The following is a 20,675-nucleotide window of genomic DNA, read 5'->3' on the forward strand; positions in this document are numbered from 1 at the left end:
GTGCCGCAGGGGATGCGGCGCGCCGGCATGGCCGGGGAAGCCATGCGAAAGCGGTTCAATGCACAAAAAAAGAACGGGCCCTGCGGCCCGTTCGTCGGATACGGCGAAAGGTGACTTTAGACTTTTTGGTAGATTTCCGCGCCCTTCTTCACGAACTCCACGGCCTTGGTCTCCATACCCTTCTCCAGCGCCTCGGCCTCGGCGATGCCCTGGGCGGCGGCGAAGTCGCGCACGTCCTGGGTGATCTTCATGGAGCAGAAGTGCGGGCCGCACATGGAGCAGAAGTGGGCGACCTTGGCCGATTCCTTGGGCAGGGTCTCGTCGTGGAAGCTCTTCGCCTTGTCCGGATCGAGGCCGAGGTTGAACTGGTCGTCCCAGCGGAACTCATAGCGGGCTTTACTCAGCGCGTTGTCGCGGATCTGCGCGCCCGGGTGGCCCTTGGCGAGGTCGGCGGCGTGGGCGGCCAGCTTGTAGGTGATGATGCCTTCCTTCACATCGTTCTTGTCCGGCAGGCCCAGGTGCTCCTTGGGGGTGACGTAGCAGAGCATCGCGGTGCCGTACCAGCCGATCATCGCGGCGCCGATGCCGCTGGTGATGTGGTCGTAGCCGGGGGCGATGTCGGTGGTCAGCGGGCCGAGGGTGTAGAACGGGGCTTCCTTGCAGTGCTTGAGCTGCAGGTCCATGTTCTCCTTGATCATGTGCATCGGCACATGGCCCGGGCCTTCGATGATGGTCTGCACGTCGTGCTTCCAGGCGATGTCGGTGAGCTCCCCGAGGGTTTCCAGTTCGCCCAGCTGCGCGTCGTCGTTGGCGTCGTAGATGGAGCCCGGACGCAGCCCGTCGCCGAGGCTGAAGGCCACGTCGTAGGCCTTCATGATTTCGCAGATGTCCTCGAAGTGGGTGTAGAGGAAGCTCTCCTTGTGGTGGGCGAGGCACCACTTGGCCATGATCGAGCCGCCGCGGCTGACGATGCCGGTCATCCGGTTGGCGGTCATGGGGATGTAGCGCAGCAGCACGCCGGCGTGGATGGTGAAGTAGTCGACGCCCTGCTCGGCCTGCTCGATGAGGGTGTCGCGGAAGATCTCCCAGGTGAGCTCTTCAGCCTTGCCGTTCACCTTCTCGAGCGCCTGATAGATGGGCACGGTGCCGATGGGGACGGGGCTGTTCCGGATGATCCACTCGCGGGTTTCGTGGATGTTCTTGCCGGTGGACAGATCCATCACCGTGTCGCCGCCCCAGCGGGTGGCCCAGGTCATCTTGTCCACTTCCTCGTTGATGGAGGAGCCGAGCGCCGAGTTGCCGATGTTGGCGTTGATCTTCACCAGGAAGTTGCGGCCGATGATCATCGGCTCACTTTCCGGGTGGTTGATGTTGTTGGGGATGATGGCGCGGCCACGGGCCACCTCCGAGCGCACGAACTCGGGGGTGATCTCGGCGGGGATGGCCGCGCCGAAGTCCTGGCCCTTGTGCTGGCGGCCCAGCAGCTTGACCATCTTCTCGCCCATCGGGCCGGTATTGCGCAGGTTCTCGAGGTAGGCGGCGCGGTTGAGGTTCTCGCGGATCGCCACGTATTCCATCTCGGGGGTGATGATGCCCTGACGGGCGTAGTGCATCTGGGAGACGTTGGCACCGGCCTTGGCGCGGCGGGGCTTGCGGTGCAGGCCGGGGAAGCGGAGCTCGTCGAGGGCCGGGTCGGCGGCGCGGGCGCGGCCGTATTCGGAGGTGAGGTCGGGCAGCACCTCGGTGTCGCCGCGCTCCTCGATCCAGCCCTGGCGCAGCGCCGGCAGGCCGGAGCGGATGTCGATCTTCGCGCTCGGGTTGGTGTAGGGGCCGGAGCAGTCGTAGACGTAGATCGGCGGGTTCTGCTCGCCACCGAAGCCGGTCGGGGTGTCGGCCTGGCTGACTTCGCGCATGGGCACGCGGATGTCCGGGCGCGAGCCTTCGACGTAGATCTTGCGGGAGTTGGGCAGCGGGGCAACGGCAGCCTCGTCCACGTGGGCAGACGCGGCGAGGAATTTATCGTGGGCGTTCATGAAGGCTCCTTGGGGAGGGCCGCCGGAAGAGGGAGACGCGGCAGGAGCCACGTTTCCCTACGCCGGTACGACCCGGATCAGGTTCGGAGGGTAAGTCTCAGCCGGCAAGCGCCCACCAAAAAGCGCACCGGCACCCCTAACGTATCTGCTGAAAGTACTGGAAGCGACCGGTAAACGCAAGATTCCCCGAGGGTTTTGGTGGGCTTCGCAAAGTGGCGGCGGCTAAAGCTTTGGTGCCTTCGGGCCGAAATAGGGGCATCCGGCCCTTGCGGCCCGCCAATTTCCGGAGAATAAAAATGCGCTACCGTCTGCGCCCCCTCGTTGCCCTGCTGGCGCTTGCCGGCATGTCTTCCGCGCTGGCTGCCGATTGGCAGACCATCGCCTCCGACAAGAAGCGCACGATCGAACTCGACCGGGCGAGCATCCTGCAGTCCGATCCGGGAACCAAGGTGGCCTGGGGGCGGATCGTGCTGTCCGACGCCGAGGCGGCAACCGCCGGCTATGCGGCGGTGAAGGCGCTCAACCGCTACGATTGCCGGAACCAGACCTTCGCCACCATCAAGCGGGTGTATCTGGACGCCGATTCGGCGGTGGTCAAGGACGAGAAGGTCAAGGTCGAGAAGGACATGCCGGTGGCCGCCGGCAGCGTGGACGAGAAGCTGTGGCGCGACGTGTGCAAGCCCGCCGGTGGCGGCGACATCTCGGCGCTGGCCAAGAACGCCGCCAAGGCGGCCCAGACGGCCCAGGCGAAGCCGGAGCTGCGCGCGGCCGACTACCGCCCGGCCAAGGGCGCCGAGAAGCCGGTGGTGGCCCAGGTTTCCGAGGCCAAGGGCGAGCATGGCGCCGAGCCGGCGCTGCCAATCAAGAAGAATTTCATCGACAAGCCGGCGCCGCCTCCCAAGGCCGAACCGGCTGCCGAGAGGCCCGTGGAGCGTCCGGTGCGCGCCGAGGCGCCGCCGGAAGTGCAGCGGGTGCCGGCCTATGTGCCGCCGCCCCGGCCGAAGCCGCGGGTGGTGCGCTCGCCGGTGGTGTCGGTGGATTCCCATGCGGCCCACGGACCGGCTGCCGCGGGCACGCCGCTGGCCCATCACGACATCCACTGGAGCTACGACGGCGAAGGCGGCCCGGCCAACTGGGGCGTGCTCAAGCCCGAATGGCAGCTGTGCGGTAGTGGCGAGCGCCAGTCGCCGATCGACATCCGCGAGGGGATCAAGGTGGAGCTGGAGCCGATCCGCTTCGACTACAAGCCGACCCAGTTCCGCATCGTCGATAACGGCCATACCGTGCAGGTGAACGTCGGCCCCGGCAGCAGCCTGCAGGTGATGGGGCGTTACTACGATCTGGTGCAGTTCCACTTCCACCGCCCGTCCGAAGAGCGCATCAACGGCAAGGGCTTCGAGATGGTGGCGCACCTGGTGCACAAGGATCTGGACGGCCGGCTGGCAGTGGTGGCGGTGCTCCTAGAGCGCGGCCAGCTGCATCCGCTGGTGCAGACCCTGTGGAACAACCTGCCGCTGGAGAAGAACGTGGATTACTCGCCGGAAGGTGTGGCGATCGATCTGAACGAGCTGCTGCCGAAAGATCGCAACTACTACACCTATATGGGTTCGCTGACCACGCCCCCGTGCAGCGAGGGTGTGCTGTGGATGGTGATGAAGCAGCCGCAGCAGCTGTCGCCGGAGCAGATCGCGATCTTTGCGCGGATGTATCCGATGAACGCGCGGCCGATCCAGTCGGTGCGTGGTCGGATGATCAAGGAATCCCGCTGAAGGGGATGGGGGCCTGACGGGGCTGCGGCCCCGGCGTGACACAACGGAAAAGGGCGAACCGGGCGGTTCGCCCTTTTTGCGTTTATTCGCCGGTGCGGGCTTCGAGCTCGACGATCATCTGGTCGACACCGTCGGCCAGCTGGCTGGCGAGGACGCGGCTGGCGGGGTCAGCGGCGCGGGCGGACAGGTCGGTCTGGGCGGCCAGTTCGTAGATCGTCTGGGCCTTGAGGGAGCCGGCGGTGCCCTTCAGGCTGTGGGCGATGAAGGAGAGTTCGGAGAGGTCGCCGTCGCCGGCGGCCAGCGCCCGCAGGCGCACGACGCTGGTGCGGTAGTTGGCCAGGGCCCGGCTGGCGAGCCGGGTGACGAAAGCGGTCTTGCCCTTGAACTGGGTTTCGAGCCCTTGCCAGTCGATCAGGCCATGAGTGGGCGTGGAGGTGGGCATGGTGTGGTCGGGTGTATCGGCGGACATGGCAGTGATCTCGTGGGTGGCCTGCTTTCGGCAGTGTCTCAGGATTTCGGTGACGAGTGTATTCAGATCAAGGGGTTTCGGGATGTGGGCGAGCATTCCTGCCGCAAGGCACTGATCCCGGGACTCGATGCCGGCGTGGGCGGTCAGCCCGAGCACCGGTAGGGTGGGGTCGAGGGCGCGCAGGTGGCCGGTCAGTGCGTAGCCGTCCATGTCGGGCATCTGGATGTCGGTGATGGCCACGTGATAGCGGGCGGTGCCTTCGGCTTCGAGCCGGGCGAGGGCCTCGGCGCCACTGGCAAGGCAGTCGATCTGCGCGCCTTCCTGGGTGAGCAGGTCGGTGAGGACGATGCGGTTGATCTCGTTGTCGTCCACCGCCAGGACGGTGAGCCCGGCGAGGCGGGCTTCCGGCGGGGTGTAGGCGGTGCTCTGGACCGCGCCGATGTTGCGCAGGCATTCCACCAGATGGCGGGCGCGCAGCGGGCGTTCGATGAGCGGCAGGCGGCCGGAGAGGCCGTCCGCCAGGCCGGACATGTCGATCTCGTCGATGCGGCCGGCGAGGGCCAGGGGGCGGCCTTCGTCGCGGTTCTGGCGCAGCCATTTGCGCCAGTCGAGGCCCTGCTCGGCGATGCGGGCGTCGATGACGATCAGGGTGTCGTCGGGTAGCGTGTTGGCTGGTGCGTCGAGGGTGATGGCCGGAATGCCGCGGGCTTCGATCGCGGCGACGAGGCTGGTGGCGTCGTCGACCGGAAAACCGGCCAGCGCGATGCGCCCGGGCGGCGGAGGGGGTTCGGGTTCGGCGGCGATCAGCGGAATGCGCACGTCGAAGCTGCTGCCGACGCCAGGTGTGCTGGTGACCACGATGTCGCCGCCCATGGCCTTGACTAGCTGGGATGAAATCGACAGCCCCAGGCCGGAGCCGCCGAAGCGGCGCGTGGTGGAACTGTCGGCCTGCTCGAAGGGCAGGAACAGGCGCTCGACCTGCTCGGGCGTCATGCCGATGCCGGTGTCGCTGATGCGGATGCACAGCTGGTCAGCCTCGACTCGTGCGTCGAGGCTGACCGAGCCGGTGTCGGTGAATTTGATGGCGTTGCCCAGTACGTTGACCAGCACCTGGGACAGGCGCAGCGGGTCGCTGCGGCAGTGGGCGGGCAGCCCGTTCTCGCGCACGAAGAAGTTCAGCCGGCGGGCGTAGGCGCGTTCGGCGGTGAGTGTGATGGCGGAGTCGATGACCTTGCCGGGCTCGATCGGGATGCTCTCGACCTTCAGCTTGCCGGCCTCGATCTTGGCGCAGTCGAGGACGTCGTTGATCACGCCCAGCAGGTGCTGGCCGGATTCGTTGATGCGGATGAACTGCTGTTCGGCGTTGCGCCCGGACGAGTTGCGGATGCCCATCTGGGCGAGGCCGAGGATCGCGTTGAGCGAGGTGCGGATCTCGTGGCTCATGTTGGCGAGGAACTCGCTGCGGGCCTGGGCGAGGCGTTCGGCTTCGGTGCGAGCCAGGACGTGGGCGCGCTCGACCCGCCGGCGTTCGAGCATTTCCTGGATCACGATGAAGATGACCGCCAGCGGCACCAGGCCCATGCCGAGCAGCAGCAGCGGCGGGATCGAATGGCTGGTGAGCTCGCCCTCGGTGATCAGCGCGGCCAGCGCCAGGGGTGAGCCCTCGACTTGCTGCTTGAGCGCGGCGATGGGCGCCTCGTCGTCATTGTTGCTGATGCTGATCGCGCCGGTCTTGCCCCGGTTGCCGAGCCCGGAGAGGGCGAGCCGTACCTCCGGCTGGCGGAACGGGCCGGGCGCGGCGCTTGAGATGGGGTCGCCGGACCGATTGTTGATCAGGGCCTCGGGGCGCAGGGCGGTGCTGACGCTGACCCGGTTTTCGATCGGGGAGAGCGGGCCGCTGGCGATGATGTGGCCGCGAATCCGCCCCTTGATCGTCACCGGCTGGGTGAAGCGCAGCCGCTTGCCGTCGTCGAGCAGCTCGACGCCGCGGGGGGCGGCGGCGGTGGGGGGGGCGTCGGTGGCGCCGTCGGGGAGGTCTCCGACCTGGGCAACGATGGCGCCCTTGTCGTCGGCGAGGGTGAGCTGGTTGTAGATGGGGGCAAAGCCCAGACGCTTGCGCTCGATGAGGCGGCTGAACTTGTCGTCAATGGCCTGGATCTGGATGGCGAGGCCGTAGTCGGCAGTCATACCCAGGTCGACGCTGCCGAAGTAGCTGGCGACGACTTCCGATTCGGCCAGATCGGTGAGGTCGTTGTGGCGTTCGGTGAAGTAGTAGGAGAGGGCGTCGGCCCGGCGCACGAGATCGAGCTGGGCGGCGTCGATGAGGTGCTGCCGCAGCTGCTCCCGGACGCCCAGATTGTGCACGAGCAGGCTCACCGCATAGCCGACGAAGATCAGGATGGCGATGAAGCTCTTCCGGTAACGCCTTAGCAGGGAGTCGTCGCTGGACATGAAAATGGGCAGATCGCTTCCGGGGCTGCCGCCTGAGGCGGGTGCGGTGTGCTGGATGACACGTGACTCCTTCGATAACGGAGTCCGACGGCGAATCTTTACCGGAAGTTACCTTGTTTACAGGGGTTTTGTGCAGTGCTATGTCATTTTTCCATCGCGCTCGCGGCGATTTCGAGGGAGCGCAGGCGCAGTTCCGGGTCGAAGACGTCGCAGACGACGATGAACTCGTCGGCGTCGGTGAGCTGGGCCAGGCGGGCAAAGCCTTCGCGGACCCGTTCCGGGCCGCCTACCACCCCGGCGGCGAGGAAGTCGCCGATGGCGGCGCGCTCTTCGGGGCGCAGCTTGTCCATGAAGTGCTCAACCGGGGGCTGCAGCCGGCGCCGGTTGCCGGTGAGGATGCCGAGGACCCGCTGGTAGTTGCTGCTGGCCAGGAACTCGGCCTCTTCGTCGGTGGGGGCGGCCATCACCGGCACGCCGATCATCACGTAGGGCTTGTCGAGCACCGCCGACGGCTGGAACTTGCTGCGGTACAGGGCGATGGCCTGGAGCAGCTGGCGCGGGGCGAAGTGGGAGGCGAAGGCGTAGGGCAGGCCGCGTTCGGCGGCGAGGCGGGCAGAGAACAGGCTGGAGCCGAGGATCCAGATCGGCACGTTGGTGCCGGCGCCGGGCACGGCGACGACGCGCTGGCCGTGCTGGACGGGCCCTAGGAGCTGTTGCAGCTCGGACACCTCGCGGGGGAAGTCGTCTTCGGTCTCGACCCGGTCGCGGCGCAGGGCGCGCATGGTGACGCTGTCGGTGCCGGGGGCGCGGCCGAGCCCGAGGTCGATGCGGTCGGGGTAGAGCTCGGCGAGGGTGCCGAAGGCTTCGGCGACCACCAGCGGCGCGTGGTTGGGCAGCATGATGCCGCCGGAGCCGACGCGGATGCGCGTGGTGCCGCCGGCGATGTGGCCCACCAGCACGGCGGTGGCCGAGCTGGCGATGCCGGGCATGTTGTGGTGCTCGGCCACCCAGTAACGGGTGAAACCAAGGGCTTCGGCGTGACGGGCGGTGGACAAGGCAACCGCCAGGGCGTCGGCCACGCTGCGGCCTTCGCGGATCGCCACGAGGTCGAGCATGGACAGCTTGATATCTTTCAGTGTCTTCATGCCCCCCATTCTAGAATGTATTGCGAATCGTTTCCGATGCTTCCGGAGAATGGTGGTGCGGCGGGCCCTACTTGGTGGCCTTGCCGCCGGGAATGTCGCGGAAGAACTCCGGCAGGTAGCGGGGCGCCACGCGGAAGTACTTCTTCACCAGCTTCATGTAGGTGCCGTCTTTCTTGATGCCGGCGAGGAACTGGTTGAAGGCTTCGCGCAGCTCGGGGGAATCCTTGCGGAAGGCGGCGGCCATGCGCTGCTCTTCCGAGATCGGGCCGATCACCTTGATCTTTCCCGGCCACAGTTCGAGGGCGATCATCACGTCGGGCACGTCCAGCAGCGTCATGTCGCTCTCGTGCTTGAGCATGGCCGGCACGATGTCGTTGAGGTTGGTGCTGCCGGTGAAGCGCTTGAGCTTGAGGCCCTTGTTGTCCAGGTCGTAGAGGGTCGGATCAAGGCAGGAGTTGTCCATCACGAAGGTGGTGCCGAGCCGGAGGGCGGCCTTGGTGGCACGGATGTCCTGTTCCTTGTCGCCGCTGGGCTTGATCGGCTGGGCGGGATTGTCCGGCCGGGCCAGCAGCCACACGGCGGAGGGGAAGGTGGGGTCGGAGAAATCCACCACCTTCAGACGCGGGGGCAGGATGGTCATGCCGTTGGCGATCATGTCGCCGCGGATCTGGCGCCGGCCGACTTCCTGGACGGTGGGCTTGAAGCGGATCTCCTTGCCGGTGAGGTCGCCGAAGATGGTTTCCCAGGTGCTGGGCACGAACTCATAGCGCACGCCGAGATGCTTGGCGAAGAGCTGGACGATCTCCACGTCGAGCCCGTCGCCGCTGCCGGTGACAAAGTTGGCGTAGGGCACGCCCAGGTGGCGCAGCACGCCCCGCTCGCGGATCTCGTGCAGGTCGTTGGCAAGGGCGCCACCGCAGAGGCACAGGAGGCCGGCTGCGAGGATCAGTCGGCGGACGAGGGAGGCGGTTTTGTGCAGCATGGGGGTTCCTTCGAGCTGTCCGGATGCCGTGGATGCGGCGGGCGGTGTGTCTGGCAAGTAGCGGTGAAGGTAGCCGAAACTTTAGGACGGTTGCGATCAAAAATGCTGATCAGGTTTCGTCGGCGACGGCCGCGGCGAGAAACCGTTCGAGGCGCGGTTCGGCGCAGAAGCCCACGTTGAGGCGCAGGAAGCCGGACGGCTGGTTCTGGGGGCGGAAGACGTTCCCCGGGGCGAGCAGGATGTTGTCGCGGGTGGCACGACGGGCCAGCTCGGCGGTGTCGGCAAGGCCCGGCACCCGGGCCCACACGAAGGGGCCGCCGCGGGGTTCGGGGTCGGGCTTGAGGCCGACCCGTTCCAGCATCCGCAGGGCTTGCCCGGTGGATTCGGCGAGGCGGCCCTTCAGGCGGTCGAGCAGCTTGCGGTAGTGGCCGTCGGTGAGGAGCTGGTGGACGAGCTGCTCCGCGAGCTCGGCCGACGACATCATCGAGACGATCTTCACGTCGGTGAACAGATGTGCCAGATCCGGCCGGCAGGCCAGGAAGCCGACCCGCAGGTTGCCCGAGATCGTCTTTGAGAAGCTGGAGGTGTAGATCACCCGGTTCAGCTGGTCGAGCCCGGCGAGGCGGGTGGCGGCGTCGGGGGCGAGGTCGCCGTAGATGTCATCCTCGACGATCATGAAGTCGTGCTTCTCGGCCAGCTGCAGCACCCGGAAGGCGACCGCCGGCGAGAGGTTGCAGGCCGTGGGGTTGTGCAGCACCGAGTGGGTGAAGAACAGCCGCGGCTGGTGCTCGGCGAGGATGGCTTCGAGGGCGGCGGTGTCGGGGCCGTCCGGGGTGCGCGGCACGCCCATCAGCGCCACGCCGTACAGGCGCAGGTTGCCGAAGAGGTTCCAGTAGCCGGGGTCGTCCACCAGCACGCAGTCGCCGGGCTTGAGGAAGTAACGGCACACGATGTCGAGCGCCTGATGCACGCCGTAGGTGAGGACGATCTGTTCCGGCGTGGCGCCGATGCCGATCTCCGCCAGCCGTACCTGCAACTGGGCGCGCAGGGGCGCGTAGCCCTGGGCCGAGCCGTAGCTCACCGGGCGCACGTCGGCGCGCCGGGTGAGGCCGCGCAGGGCGCGCAGTACGCCGGCTTCGTCGAGCCACGCGGCGGGCAGGCTGCCCGAGCCGGCCAGGATGCGATCAGGATCGCCATTGGCCATCTCGCGCATCAGCCAGCTGGCGTCGATGGCGCGCTCGATGGAATCCGTGCCGGCGATGGCGCGGGCGGGCTGGGTGCGGCTCGCCACGTAGAAGCCCGAGCCCCGGCGCGACTGCAGGTAGCCCACCGCCACCAGCCGGTCGTAGGCTTCGACCACGGTGAAGCGCGACACGCCGTGGTGCTCGGCAAACTGGCGGATCGGCGGCAGGCGCGCGCCGGGGCGCAGGATGCGGTCGTCGATGCGGGTGCGCACGGCGGTGACGATCTGGTCCACCAGCGGGGTGGGGCTGTCGGTGGAGAGGGTGAGCTGCAGCATGGGAGGCTCCGGTGTATCGGTCGGATCGCCGGGCCAGTGGGCCGGTTGCGACCGGTACGGGAAGGTGGTTTGTCCGGATAGTGTATCTGTGGTTGGGTGAAAGTGTTCGGTATTGTCAGGTCGTCCGAGTTGATCGTCGAGGAGACCTGCCATGTTTCGCCTTCCATTGCTTGTGCTGACCACCGTCATCGCCCTTGCGGCTGCACCGGCCCGGGCCGGCGGCGTGGAAGCCTACTGCCCGGAGTTGAAATGGGTGCTGCTGGCGCCGCCGGGTGGCAGCGCGGTGCAGGTGATCGACGTGCGCCGTGGCGTGACGCCGCTCTCCACCCTGCGCAGCCGGCCCCGCGGCCCGGTGCTGGCGGTGCATGTGCAGGCCGCGAGCCGGCGGGTGTGGGTGCTGGCGGAGAACGGGCTGGATGCCCACGACGGCTTCAATGGCCGGGTGTTGGGCCACTGGCGGGCGCCGGAGGGCGTGCGGCTCGACCGGTTGGAGGCGGACGCCGCTGGCCGGCTGACGGCGTGGAGCGGCGCGCGGCCCTTCGAGGCGGTGCAGGGCGCGGCGATGCTGGTGCCAGCGGGCGCCCGGGTGAGCTGGCGCTGAAGGGCTTGGTGCTGGACGGCTCAGGCGCCGAGGGCGGCGAAGCCCTGGCGATACAGGGTGGCGAGTTCGTGGGCCATCTTGCGACGCTGGGCAGGATCGGTGGCGAGGGTGCGGGCGAGGCTGCCGGCCACGTCGGAGACGTGCACCGCGCCCGGGTGGCCGGTGGCTTCCCAGGTGGCGGCGAAGGCGGCCTGCTTGGTGGGGTGGCCGGCCTGGCGGGGGTGGAGCACGTTGACCCGCGGCAGCCCGAAGGCCATCGCCACGATGCGGCCGTGCAGGCTGCTGCCGCAGTAGCCGCGGCTGTTGGCGATGAGGGCGCAGATGTCCCACAGGTAGAGGGAGTTGAGGATGGTCAGCGGCCGGGTGCGGAGCAGTCCGGCAAGGCGCTGCAGGCAGTCCAGGTCGTCGTGCCATGGGGCGGCGCCGGCGCGGAACAGCACGATGCCGAGTCCGGCTGCTGCGGCGGCCTGGTCGAGCTGCGCGGCCAGGGCGGCGAGGGTTGCATCGTCGCCGAAATCGGCCCCGAGCTGAACGGCCAGATAGCCGTTCGGGAAGGCGGCGCGGATGTCGGCGAGCTCTCCCCGGGCGGCGTGGGCGTCGATGGTGGGGCCGAAGAGTTCGGCCACCATCACCGCCGGGTCGGGCATCAGCCGGGCCTGGATGCCGGCGGCGCGCAGGTGGGCCAGGGTGAGCCGGTCGCGGACGCCCACGGCGTTGGCGGCGCGGAGGGCGGTGATGACTTCGTCGCGCAGGTCGGGCGGGCTTTCGGCCAGCTCGACCCCGCCCACGGCGCAGTAGATGCGCCGCTGGGCCGCGGGAAACAGCCCGGGCGGCACGCAGTACGGGGCGTGGGACGGCAGGCCGAGGATGCGCTCGGTCCACGCGTCGCGGGCCGACGGGCTGGCGTCGAGGCGGCTGACGATGACCTGGGCAGCGGCGGGCGGCTGGAGCATCACCGCGGCTTCCCAGGCCTTGCAGGTGAGGAGCTCGCCGCCGGCGTGGATCAGGCGGATCGGCTTGTCGCCCCAGGTTTCAGCCAGCTGGGTGATGGCATGGACGGGGTGCCCACCCCACTCCCGCATGTCCCGTTCGGCCAGCCCGGCGAAGATGAGCGGCCGTGCCGGGAGCAGGGCGGCGGCCACGTGGGGAAACAGCATGTCGCCGAAATTGTGCCGGTCAAAGGCGCCAAACAGGATGGTCGGGAGGGTCATCGTGGGGCTGGGGACGGTCAGCCGAGGTTGCGCAGGGCGAAGTCCCAGTCGATCAGCTTGTCGAGCAGGGCATTGGCGTAGTCGGCGCGCCGGTTCTGGTAGTCGAGGTAATAGGCGTGCTCCCACACGTCGATCGCCAGCAGCGGCTTGAGGCCGGCGGTGAGCGGGGTGTCGGCGTTGCCGGTCTTGACGATCTTGAGGCGCTCGCCATCGGCCACCAGCCAGGCCCAGCCGCTGCCGAACTGGGTGATGGCTGCGTTGGCGAATTCCTTCTTGAAGGCGGCGACGCTGCCGAAGGCCGCTTCGAGGCGCTGGCGCAGCGCGGCCGGTGGTTCGCCGCCGCCGCGGGGGCGCAGGCTCTGCCAGTAGAAGCTGTGGTTCCAGGTCTGCGCGGCATTGTTGAAGAGCGCGGCCTGGTCGGGCTTGCCGGCGCTGGCGGCGATGAGCTGGACGAGCGACTGGCCTTCGAGGGGCGTGCCGGCGATGAGTCTGGCGGTGTTGTCGGCGTAGGCCTTGTGGTGCTTGCCGTAGTGGTAGCCGAGGGTGTTGGCCGAGAGCACCGGGTCGAGGGCGTCGAGGGCGTAGGGGAGGTCGGGGAGGAAGTTCTGGCTCTGGGCGGCGGCCCGGGCGCGGAGTGGCAGGCCGGTCGCGCCGAGCAGGATGGTGCTGCCGGCGGCGAGGAGGAGGTTGCGCCGGGTGGTCTGCGGGGCGGTGTGTCGCATGGTTGCTCCTGACTGAGGTGACAGCAGGAGCTCAGAGTATCGCAAGTTCAAAATTTGTCTAAGTCAACTTCTTGAGTTTTAACGTTGTGACAAATTCACGGTTTCGGGTTAATCCGTTTGGGCGTCCTGTCTCTGGCGGGGGGCTGGAAGGGTTTTGCGGCTGACGTGAGCGCTGAGGGGTGACGGGCGCGGAGGATCGACAGGATCGTAGGCGTCTTTAGCGGCTCAGGGCGGCGATGGCGGTTGTTCCACATCATTTGACGATTCCGCTCGGCGGGCCGCGCCCCGGATGCGGGAAAGCGCTGCCTTTACAGGCATCTTGTGCTTGTCTAGAATTTACTGACTAACTGGTCAGTCAGTAAATTCCATGGTCACCACCGACAACCACCGCCGCCAGCGTCGCAAGGATGCCCGTCCTGCCGAGCTGGCCGCTGCCGCCCTGGCGCTCTTCGTGGAGAAGGGCTTTGCCGCCACCCGCCTGGATGATGTGGCCAGCCGCGCCGGCGTCTCGAAGGGCACGCTCTACCTCTACTTTGACAGCAAGGAAGCCTTGTTCCGCGCGGTGATCGAGGAATCCATCGTGCCGATGATCGGCGAGGTGGAGGCGATGGTCGAGCAGTTCAAGGACGACCCGGCGCATCTGCTCCGATCCCTGCTGGTGTTCTGGTGGGAGCGCATCGGTTCCACGTCGCTGGCGGGCACCTGCAAGCTGATGCTGTGCGAGGCGGGCAACTTCCCGGAGGTGGCCGTCTATCTGAACGAGAAGGTCATCGGCCCGTGGCACATGCTGCTCAACAAGGTCATCGAGGCCGGCATGCAGAAGGGCGTGTTCCGGCCGGGCAACCCGGAGAGCGTGCGGCAGATGGTCTTTTCCCCGCTCTTGCTGCAGTCGGTCTGGCAGTGCTCGCTGCACATGTGCAGCGGCGCGCGGCCGATGCCTGACAACTATTTCGACACCTTTTTCGACGTGCTCTTCCGCGGCCTGCTGGTCGAGCCCACCGAGGAATCCCAACGATGAACCGACGCATCCTCCTCGGCGCCCTTTCCGTGGCGCTGCTTTCCGCTTGTTCCAAACCCCAGCCGGTGGCCGAAGGGCCGCGGCCGGTGATGGTCCAGAAGCTGGCCCTGTCGTCGGTGCAGGCCGGGGCGTTGTATTCGGGCGAGGTGCGGGCGCGCTACGAGTCGGATCTGGCTTTCCGCATCACCGGCAAGATCATCGAGCGGAAGGTGGACGTCGGTGCGGTCGTCAAGCCCGGCCAGCTGCTGGCGCGGCTCGACCCGAGCGACGCCGGCCTCAATGCCGAGGCGGCCCGCGCCCAGCTGGCGGCGGCCCAGAACGAGCTGGCCTACGCCAAGGCTGAAGTGGAGCGCTACCGGGATCTGGTCGCCAAGAATTTCGTGAGTCGCAGCGTGCTGGACGCCAAGGAGACCACCTTCAAGTCGGCCGCTGCCCGCGTCGAGCAGGCCCGCGCCCAGGCCAAGGTGGCCGGCAATCAGGCCGGCTACACCAGCCTCGTGGCCGAGCAGGCCGGGGTGATCACCGCGATCGCCGCCGAGGTGGGGCAGGTGGTGAAGGATTCGGCGCCGGTGATGAAGCTCGCGCGGGATGGTGAGCGGGAAGTGCTGATTGCCGTGCCGGAGAGCCGTATCGCTGCGCTGCGCAAGGCCGGGAACATCGAGGTGCGCCTGCTGGCGGCGCCGGATGCGGTGTTCACCGGCCGGGTGCGTGAGGTGGCCCCGGCGGCGGATGCCGCCACCCGGACTTACGCGGTGCGCGTCACCATCGTCAATGCGACGCCCGAGGTTCAGCTGGGCATGACCGCCAACGTGATCCTGCCCGATGCGGCGGCGGCCGGCGGCGGCCTGCTGGTGCCGGCCACGGCGCTCTTCGAGCACGACGGCGGCAGCGCGGTGTGGGTGCTGCAGCCGGAAGGCGAGCTGGTCAAGGCGGTGCTGCGCAAGGTGCAGGTGCGCCAGTTCCGCGAGGATGGCGTGCTGCTCGCCGGCGGCGTGCAGCCGGGCGAGACCATCGCGGCGGCGGGTGTTCACAAGATCGTCGCCGGCCAGCTGATGCAGCCGCGGGTGGCGAGCCGGCCGGCGGCGGCCACGGTTGGCGCGGGGGGCTGAGGCGATGGGTTTCAATCTGTCGGAATGGGCGCTGCGCCACCAGCCGCTGGTGCGCTTCCTGATCGTGCTGCTGGCGCTGGTCGGGGTGCTGTCGTACCAGAAGCTCGGCCAGTCGGAAGACCCGCCGTTCACCTTCAAGGTGATGGTGGTGCGTACCGAATGGCCCGGTGCGTCGGCGCGGGAGATGGAAGAACAGGTGACCGACCGCATCGAGAAGAAGCTGCAGGAGGTGCCCAACGTGGACTACCTGCGCAGCTACTCGCGGCCGGGCGAATCGGTGGTGCTGTTCGTGGCCAAGGATTCGACACCGGGCAAGGACGTGCCGGACATCTTCTACCAGGTGCGCAAGAAGATCGGCGACATCCGCGGCACGCTGCCGACCACGATCCGCGGGCCGTATTTCAACGACGAGTTCGGCGACGTGTTCGGCAACATCTACGCGCTCACCGGCGACGGCTTCGACTACGCCCAGCTTAAGGCCGAGACCGACAAGATCCGCGCCGAGCTGCTGCGCGTGCCGAGCGTGGCCAAGGTGGATCTCATCGGCGAGCAGGAGCAGCGCGTCTACGTGTCGCTCTCCAACGCCCGCCTGGCAACGCTGGGGCTGGATGTGCAGACGGTGACGACGGCGCTCGCCCAGCAGAACGCGGTGGTGCCCGGCGGTTATTTCGAGACCAGGGACGAGCGGATCTACCTGCGCCCGAGCGGCGCCTTCGACACCGTCGAGGCGATCCGCGACATGACGATCCGGGCCGGTGGGCGCGAGCTGCGCATCGGCGACATCGCCACCGTGCGGCGCGGCTTTGTCGAGCCGCCGGCGCCGGGCTTCCGCTTCCAGGGGCAGGACGCGCTGGGCCTCGGCGTGTCGATGGCCAAGGGCGGCGACATCATCGCCCTGGGCGCCAACCTCAAGGAAACGACGGCCCGCATCCAGGCCAAGCTGCCGGTGGGCATGGAGCTGAAGGAAGTCGCCAGCCAGCCGGAAGCCGTGCAGCGCTCGATCAGCGAGTTCGTCCATTCGCTGGCCGAGGCGGTGATCATCGTGCTGGTGGTGTGCTTCTTCTCGCTGGGGCTGCGCACCGGGCTGGTGGTGGCGCTGTCGATCCCGCTGGTGCTGGCGGTCACCTTCTTCGGGATGCGCCTGTTTGATGTGGGGCTGCACAAGATCTCGCTGGGCGCGCTGATCCTGGCCCTGGGCCTGCTGGTGGACGACGCGATCATCGCGGTCGAGATGATGCTGGTGAAGATGGAGCAGGGCTGGGAGCGCTCCAAGGCGGCCGCCTTCGCCTACACCAGCACGGCCGGGCCGATGCTGTCCGGCACGCTGGTGACGGTGGCGGGCTTCCTGCCCATCGCCACGGCGCAGTCTTCCACGGGCGAATACACCCGCTCGATCTTTCAGGTGAACGCCATCGCGCTGCTGGCCTCGTGGCTGGCGGCGGTGATCGTCGTGCCTTACCTGGGCTACGTGCTGCTGCCCGATCCCCGGGGGCCGAAGAAGCCGAGCTGGTTCTCGAAGCGCTTCCCGCGCATCGACGCCTTCAAGGACCGCATCGGCCTGGGCGACCCGCACATCGAGGGCGACGAGGATTCGGTGTTCCGCACGCCGTTCTACAACCGCTTCCGGGCGGTGGTGGATTGGTGCGTGGCGCGGCGCTGGGTGGTGATCGGCACCACGCTGGCGATCTTCGCCACCGCCATCGTCGGTTTCGGCCTTGTCCAGCAGCAGTTCTTCCCCAACTCGACGCGGCTCGAGCTGTTGATCGACCTGCGCCTGCCGGAAGGCGCCAGCCTGCGGGCCACCAAGGCGGAGGTTGAAAAGCTGGAAGCCGTGCTGAAAAACGAGAAGGGCATCGACAACTACGTGGCCTACGTGGGCACCGGCAGCCCGCGCTTCTACCTGCCCCTCGACCAGCAGCTGCCGGCCGCCAACTTTGCGCAGTTCGTGGTGCTCACCGACAGCATCGCCAGCCGTGAGGCGCTGCGGGAGCGGATGATTGAGCTGTTCCGCAAGGAGTTTCCCAACCTGCGCGCCAACGTCACCCGGCTGGAGAACGGGCCGCCGGTGGGCTTTCCGGTGCAGTTCCGGGTGAGCGGGCCGGACATCCCGACGGTGCGCAAGTACGCCGCCGAGGTGGCCGACGTGATGCGCGGCAACCCCAACCTCTCGGACGTGCAGCTGGACTGGGACGAGCAATCCAAGGTGCTGCGCGTGGAGGTGGATCAACGCAAGGCGCGGCTGCTCGGCCTGACCACCCAGGACGTGGCCAACTTCCTCAACAGTAGCCAGCGCGGGCTGGTGGCGACGAGCTACCGGGAAGGCATCGAGTCCATCGACGTGGTGCTGCGCGGCGACGCCTTCGAGCGGGACAAGCTCTCGCTGGTGGCCGAGCTGGCGATTCCGACCCGGGCCGGCAAGTCGGTGCCGCTGACCCAGGTGGCGACCGTCGGCTACGCCTACGAGCAGGGCCTGGTGTGGCGCCGCAACCGGGAGCCGAGCATCACCGTGCGCGGCCAGATCTACGTGAATGGCGTCCAGGCGCCCACCGTCACCGCCCAGGTGGCGCCGCTGCTGGAGCCGATCCGCGCCGCGCTCCCCACCGGCTACCGCATCGAGACCGGCGGCGCGGTGGAAGAGAGCGCCAAGGGTCAGAGCTCGGTGAATGCGGGCTTCCCGCTGTTTTTGGGGGTGGTCTTTACCGTGCTGATGGTGCAGCTGGGCAGCTTCTCGCGTACGACGATGGTGGTGCTCACCGCGCCGTTGGGGTTGATCGGGGTGGTGCTGTTCCTGCTGCTGTTCAACCAGCCCTTCGGCTTCGTGGCGATGCTGGGCACGATCGCGCTGTTCGGGATGATCATGCGCAACTCGGTGATCCTGGTGGATCAGATCGAGCAGGATGTGGAAAAGGGCCTGTCGATCTGGAACGCCATCGTCGAGTCGGCGGTGCGCCGGCTGCGGCCCATCGCGCTCACCGCGGCGGCGGCCGTGCTGGCGATGATCCCGCTCACCCGCAGCGCCTTCTTCGGGCCGATGGCGGTGGCGATCATGGGTGGGCTGATCGTCGCCACCCTGCTCACCCTGCTGTTCGTGCCGGCGCTCTACGCGGCCTGGTATCGCGTCCGACGCGAGCCGGATGAACTGCGCAGTGCACAAGTAAGCTAGAATCCGAAAGTTTTTATGCGGATCATAAATATTAGCTTCTGCTAATATTATTCGGGGAGCCCCAAATGAATTACGAACAAGCACGGTTCAATATGGTCGAGCAGCAGATCCGCCCCTGGGAGGTGCTGGATTTTGGCGTGCTCGACACGCTGATGAGTGTCCGCCGCGAGGAGTTCGTGCCGGAAGCCTACAAGTCGCTGGCCCTGTCCGAAGCCGAGATTCCCCTTGGCAACGGCGGCAGCATGCTGGTCCCGGTGATCGAGGGCAAGGTGCTGCAGGCCGTGCAGGTCAAGCGTTCCGACAAGGTGCTCGAAGTCGGCGCCGGTTCCGGTTACTTCGCCGCGCTGCTCGCCGCCAAGGCCGAGTGGGTGCGCACCGTCGACATCGAGCCGGCCATGGTGAACATGGCCCACGACAACCTCAAGCGCTACGGCGTCGAGAACGTCATCGTCGAGGAAGGCGATGCCGTGCGCGGCTGGGCCGGCGGCGCGCCCTACGACCTGATCGTCGTCTCCGGCGGTGTGCCCTATGTGCCCGAAACCCTGTTGCAGCAGGTCAAGGTCGGTGGCCGTCTGTTCGCCTTCGTGGGCGAAGCGCCGCTGATGACTGCCCAGCTCATCACCCACGTGGCTGAAGGCAAGTTCCGCACCGAGTCCCTCTTCGAGAACCTCGTGCCGATGATGCGCAACGCCCCCCAGAAGAGCCACTTCAAGTTCTGAGTCACGTCGCCCGATGAAGCACATCACCCCGCCGCAACTGGCCGAATGGCTGCAGGACGCAACCCGTCCTGCGCCTTTTCTCCTTGATGTCCGCGAGCCTTCCGAGTTCGCCTACTGTGCGATCCCCGGCTCGGTGCCGATGCCGATGGCCACCGTGCCGGCGCGGATGCAGGAGCTCCCCGACGACGCCCAGATCGTGGTGATCTGTCACCACGGCGGGCGCAGCATGCAGGTGGCAATGTTCCTGGAGCGCCAGGGTCTGGGCGAGGTGATCAACCTCGCCGGTGGCGTGGCCCAGTGGGCACAGCAGGTCGACCCTGCGATGCCCCAGTATTGAGACGTGCGAAACGAGTGACGGAGAACGTGATGAGACGGGTTGCAGGACGTGTGGTGCTGGCGATGGCGGCAGGCTTCGCGGCGGGTGGCGCAGGGGCGGCGGATCTCGAGCAGGTCTACCGGGATGCCCTGTCCTACGACGCGGCGCTGGCAAGTGCCCGCGCGTCCCTCGAAGCCGGTCGCGAAAAGCTGCCCCAGGGGCGTGCCGGACTGCTGCCGTCGCTCAATCTCACCGGCAACTCCAGCTGGAACGACGTCAACCTCAAGCACTACGACGTCACCCGTGGCTACAACAACAATGGCTGGCAGGTGCAGCTCACCCAGCCGCTGTTCCGCTGGCAGAGCTGGGTGCAGTACAAGCAGGGCGAGATGCAGGTGGCGCTGGCCGAGGCCCAGTACCAGCTGGCCCGCCAGGATCTGACCCTGCGCGCCGCCCAGGCCTACTTCGACGTGCTGGTCGCGCAAGATGTGCTCGCCGCGGCCCGTGCGCTGCACGAGGCCAACACCCAGCAGCTGGCGCTGGCGAAGAAGAGCTTCGAGGTGGGGACGGTCACCGTCACCGACGTGCATGAAGCCCAGTCCCGTGCCGATCTGTCGTCGGCCCAGGTGATTGCTGCCGAGAGCGACCTGGCCGTCAAGCGCCATGCCCTGCTGGTGCTCACCGGCAAGGAGGCCGATGCCCTGAAGGGGCTGCGCAAGGGCGTGGCCCTCAGCCGCCCCGAGCCGGCCGACATCCAGGCCTGGGTGAGTTCCGCCGAGAACGGCAGCTACACCGTGCAGGCCGCCCAGGTGGCCCAGGAAATCTCCCAGCGGGAAGTCGAGCGCAACCGCGCTGGCCACCTGCCCACCGTCGATCTGGTGGCGAGCTACGGCAACGCGGCGTCGTCCACCGCGCCGCTGTCGGCCCTCACGCCGATCCGCACCAACACCGACTCCACCATCGTCGGCGTGCAGCTCGCACTGCCGCTGTTCCAGGGCGGCAGCGTGAATTCCCGCATCCGCGAGGCGTCCGCCCTGCGTGACAAGGCCAGCGCCGATCTCGACAACGCCCGCCGCACCGCCGCCCAGAACGCCCGCCAGGCCTACCTGGGCGTGACCAGCGGGCTGGCCCAGGTGAAGGCCTTCGAGGCGGCCCAGGTGTCGTCCCGCTCCGCCCTCGACGCCAACAAGCTCGGCTACGAGGTGGGCGTGCGGATCAACATCGACGTGCTCAACGCCCAGAGCCAGCTCTACGATACCCTGCAGAAGCTTTCCAAGGCCCGCTACGACACCCTGCTGGCCCAGCTCAAGCTGAAGGCCGCGGCGGGGACGCTGGGCGACGAAGACATCAAGGCGATCAACGGCTTGCTCGACTGAGCCATTTGGCCTGCTTATGGGCAGGTGATGCTCCGCCTTATGACCAACGGCCGCTGAAGAGCGGCCGTTTGG

15 protein-coding genes and 1 riboswitch are annotated in these 20,675 nt (G+C 67.7%); of the genes, 8 read left to right on the forward strand and 7 right to left on the reverse strand.

The features are described 5' to 3' along the window. Positions 1-116: 116 nt before the first annotated feature. Positions 117-2,033, reverse strand: coding sequence for a phosphomethylpyrimidine synthase ThiC (thiC, locus tag GH681_RS02905; protein WP_153159957.1), 1,917 nt, complete (start codon positions 2,031-2,033; stop codon positions 117-119). Between the two features lie 37 nt (positions 2,034-2,070). After that, positions 2,071-2,181, reverse strand: a riboswitch (TPP riboswitch). Positions 2,182-2,329: 148 nt separating this feature from the next. Between thiC and GH681_RS02910 the strand changes: the two genes are divergently transcribed. After that, a complete protein-coding gene (locus tag GH681_RS02910) occupies positions 2,330-3,802 on the forward strand; it encodes a carbonic anhydrase (RefSeq protein ID WP_153159958.1) in 1,473 nt (490 codons plus the stop codon). Positions 3,803-3,884: 82 nt separating this feature from the next. Here GH681_RS02910 and GH681_RS02915 read toward each other — a convergent pair whose 3' ends face one another. The 4 genes from GH681_RS02915 to GH681_RS02930 form a co-directional block, all read right to left on the reverse strand. Then, positions 3,885-6,722, reverse strand: a complete 2,838-nt coding sequence (locus tag GH681_RS02915; protein ID WP_153159959.1) for a hybrid sensor histidine kinase/response regulator — start codon at positions 6,720-6,722, stop codon at positions 3,885-3,887. A 143-nt stretch (positions 6,723-6,865) separates the two neighbouring features. After that, positions 6,866-7,867, reverse strand: a complete 1,002-nt coding sequence (locus tag GH681_RS02920) for an LLM class flavin-dependent oxidoreductase (protein WP_153159960.1) — start codon at positions 7,865-7,867, stop codon at positions 6,866-6,868. A gap of 67 nt (positions 7,868-7,934) precedes the next feature. Next, on the reverse strand, positions 7,935-8,849 hold the full coding sequence (locus GH681_RS02925) for a transporter substrate-binding domain-containing protein (protein WP_153159961.1): 915 nt from the start codon (positions 8,847-8,849) through the stop codon (positions 7,935-7,937). Between the two features lie 109 nt (positions 8,850-8,958). Further along, positions 8,959-10,368 carry a PLP-dependent aminotransferase family protein gene (locus tag GH681_RS02930; protein ID WP_153159962.1) on the reverse strand — a complete coding sequence of 470 codons (1,410 nt, stop codon included), beginning with the start codon at positions 10,366-10,368 and terminating at the stop codon, positions 8,959-8,961. Positions 10,369-10,519: 151 nt separating this feature from the next. Here GH681_RS02930 and GH681_RS02935 point away from each other — a divergent pair, with 151 nt between their 5' ends. After that, complete coding sequence (locus tag GH681_RS02935) at positions 10,520-10,969, forward strand: hypothetical protein (RefSeq protein ID WP_153159963.1); 450 nt, start codon at positions 10,520-10,522, stop codon at positions 10,967-10,969. 20 nt (positions 10,970-10,989) lie between these two features. Here GH681_RS02935 and GH681_RS02940 read toward each other — a convergent pair whose 3' ends face one another. Then, on the reverse strand, positions 10,990-12,180 hold the full coding sequence (locus GH681_RS02940) for a polysaccharide pyruvyl transferase family protein (protein ID WP_153159964.1): 1,191 nt from the start codon (positions 12,178-12,180) through the stop codon (positions 10,990-10,992). A gap of 17 nt (positions 12,181-12,197) precedes the next feature. Beyond that, a complete protein-coding gene (locus GH681_RS02945; protein WP_153159965.1) occupies positions 12,198-12,902 on the reverse strand; it encodes a superoxide dismutase in 705 nt (234 codons plus the stop codon). A gap of 367 nt (positions 12,903-13,269) precedes the next feature. Between GH681_RS02945 and GH681_RS02950 the strand changes: the two genes are divergently transcribed. The 6 genes from GH681_RS02950 (at position 13,270) to GH681_RS02975 (ending at position 20,603) form a co-directional block, all read left to right on the forward strand. Continuing rightward, on the forward strand, positions 13,270-13,920 hold the full coding sequence (locus GH681_RS02950; RefSeq protein ID WP_153159966.1) for a TetR/AcrR family transcriptional regulator: 651 nt from the start codon (positions 13,270-13,272) through the stop codon (positions 13,918-13,920). Beyond that, complete coding sequence (locus GH681_RS02955) at positions 13,917-15,029, forward strand: efflux RND transporter periplasmic adaptor subunit (RefSeq protein WP_153159967.1); 1,113 nt, start codon at positions 13,917-13,919, stop codon at positions 15,027-15,029. Before GH681_RS02950 ends, GH681_RS02955 begins: the two co-directional genes overlap by 4 nt. Positions 15,030-15,033: 4 nt before the next feature. Beyond that, the gene (locus GH681_RS02960) at positions 15,034-18,192 is read left to right on the forward strand and encodes an efflux RND transporter permease subunit (RefSeq protein WP_153159968.1); all 3,159 of its coding nucleotides are present in this window, start codon (positions 15,034-15,036) and stop codon (positions 18,190-18,192) included. A 65-nt stretch (positions 18,193-18,257) separates the two neighbouring features. Then, the gene (locus tag GH681_RS02965) at positions 18,258-18,911 is read left to right on the forward strand and encodes a protein-L-isoaspartate O-methyltransferase (RefSeq protein ID WP_153159969.1); all 654 of its coding nucleotides are present in this window, start codon (positions 18,258-18,260) and stop codon (positions 18,909-18,911) included. A gap of 13 nt (positions 18,912-18,924) precedes the next feature. Further along, positions 18,925-19,248, forward strand: coding sequence for a rhodanese-like domain-containing protein (locus tag GH681_RS02970; protein WP_153159970.1), 324 nt, complete (start codon positions 18,925-18,927; stop codon positions 19,246-19,248). A 29-nt stretch (positions 19,249-19,277) separates the two neighbouring features. After that, positions 19,278-20,603: a TolC family outer membrane protein gene (locus GH681_RS02975; RefSeq protein WP_153159971.1), complete on the forward strand. Its 1,326-nt coding sequence runs from the start codon at positions 19,278-19,280 to the stop codon at positions 20,601-20,603. The last annotated feature ends 72 nt before the right edge of the window (positions 20,604-20,675 follow it).

This window comes from Zoogloea sp. 1C4, from assembly GCF_009469605.1.
Classification (GTDB): Bacteria; Pseudomonadota; Gammaproteobacteria; order Burkholderiales; family Rhodocyclaceae; genus Zoogloea; species Zoogloea oryzae.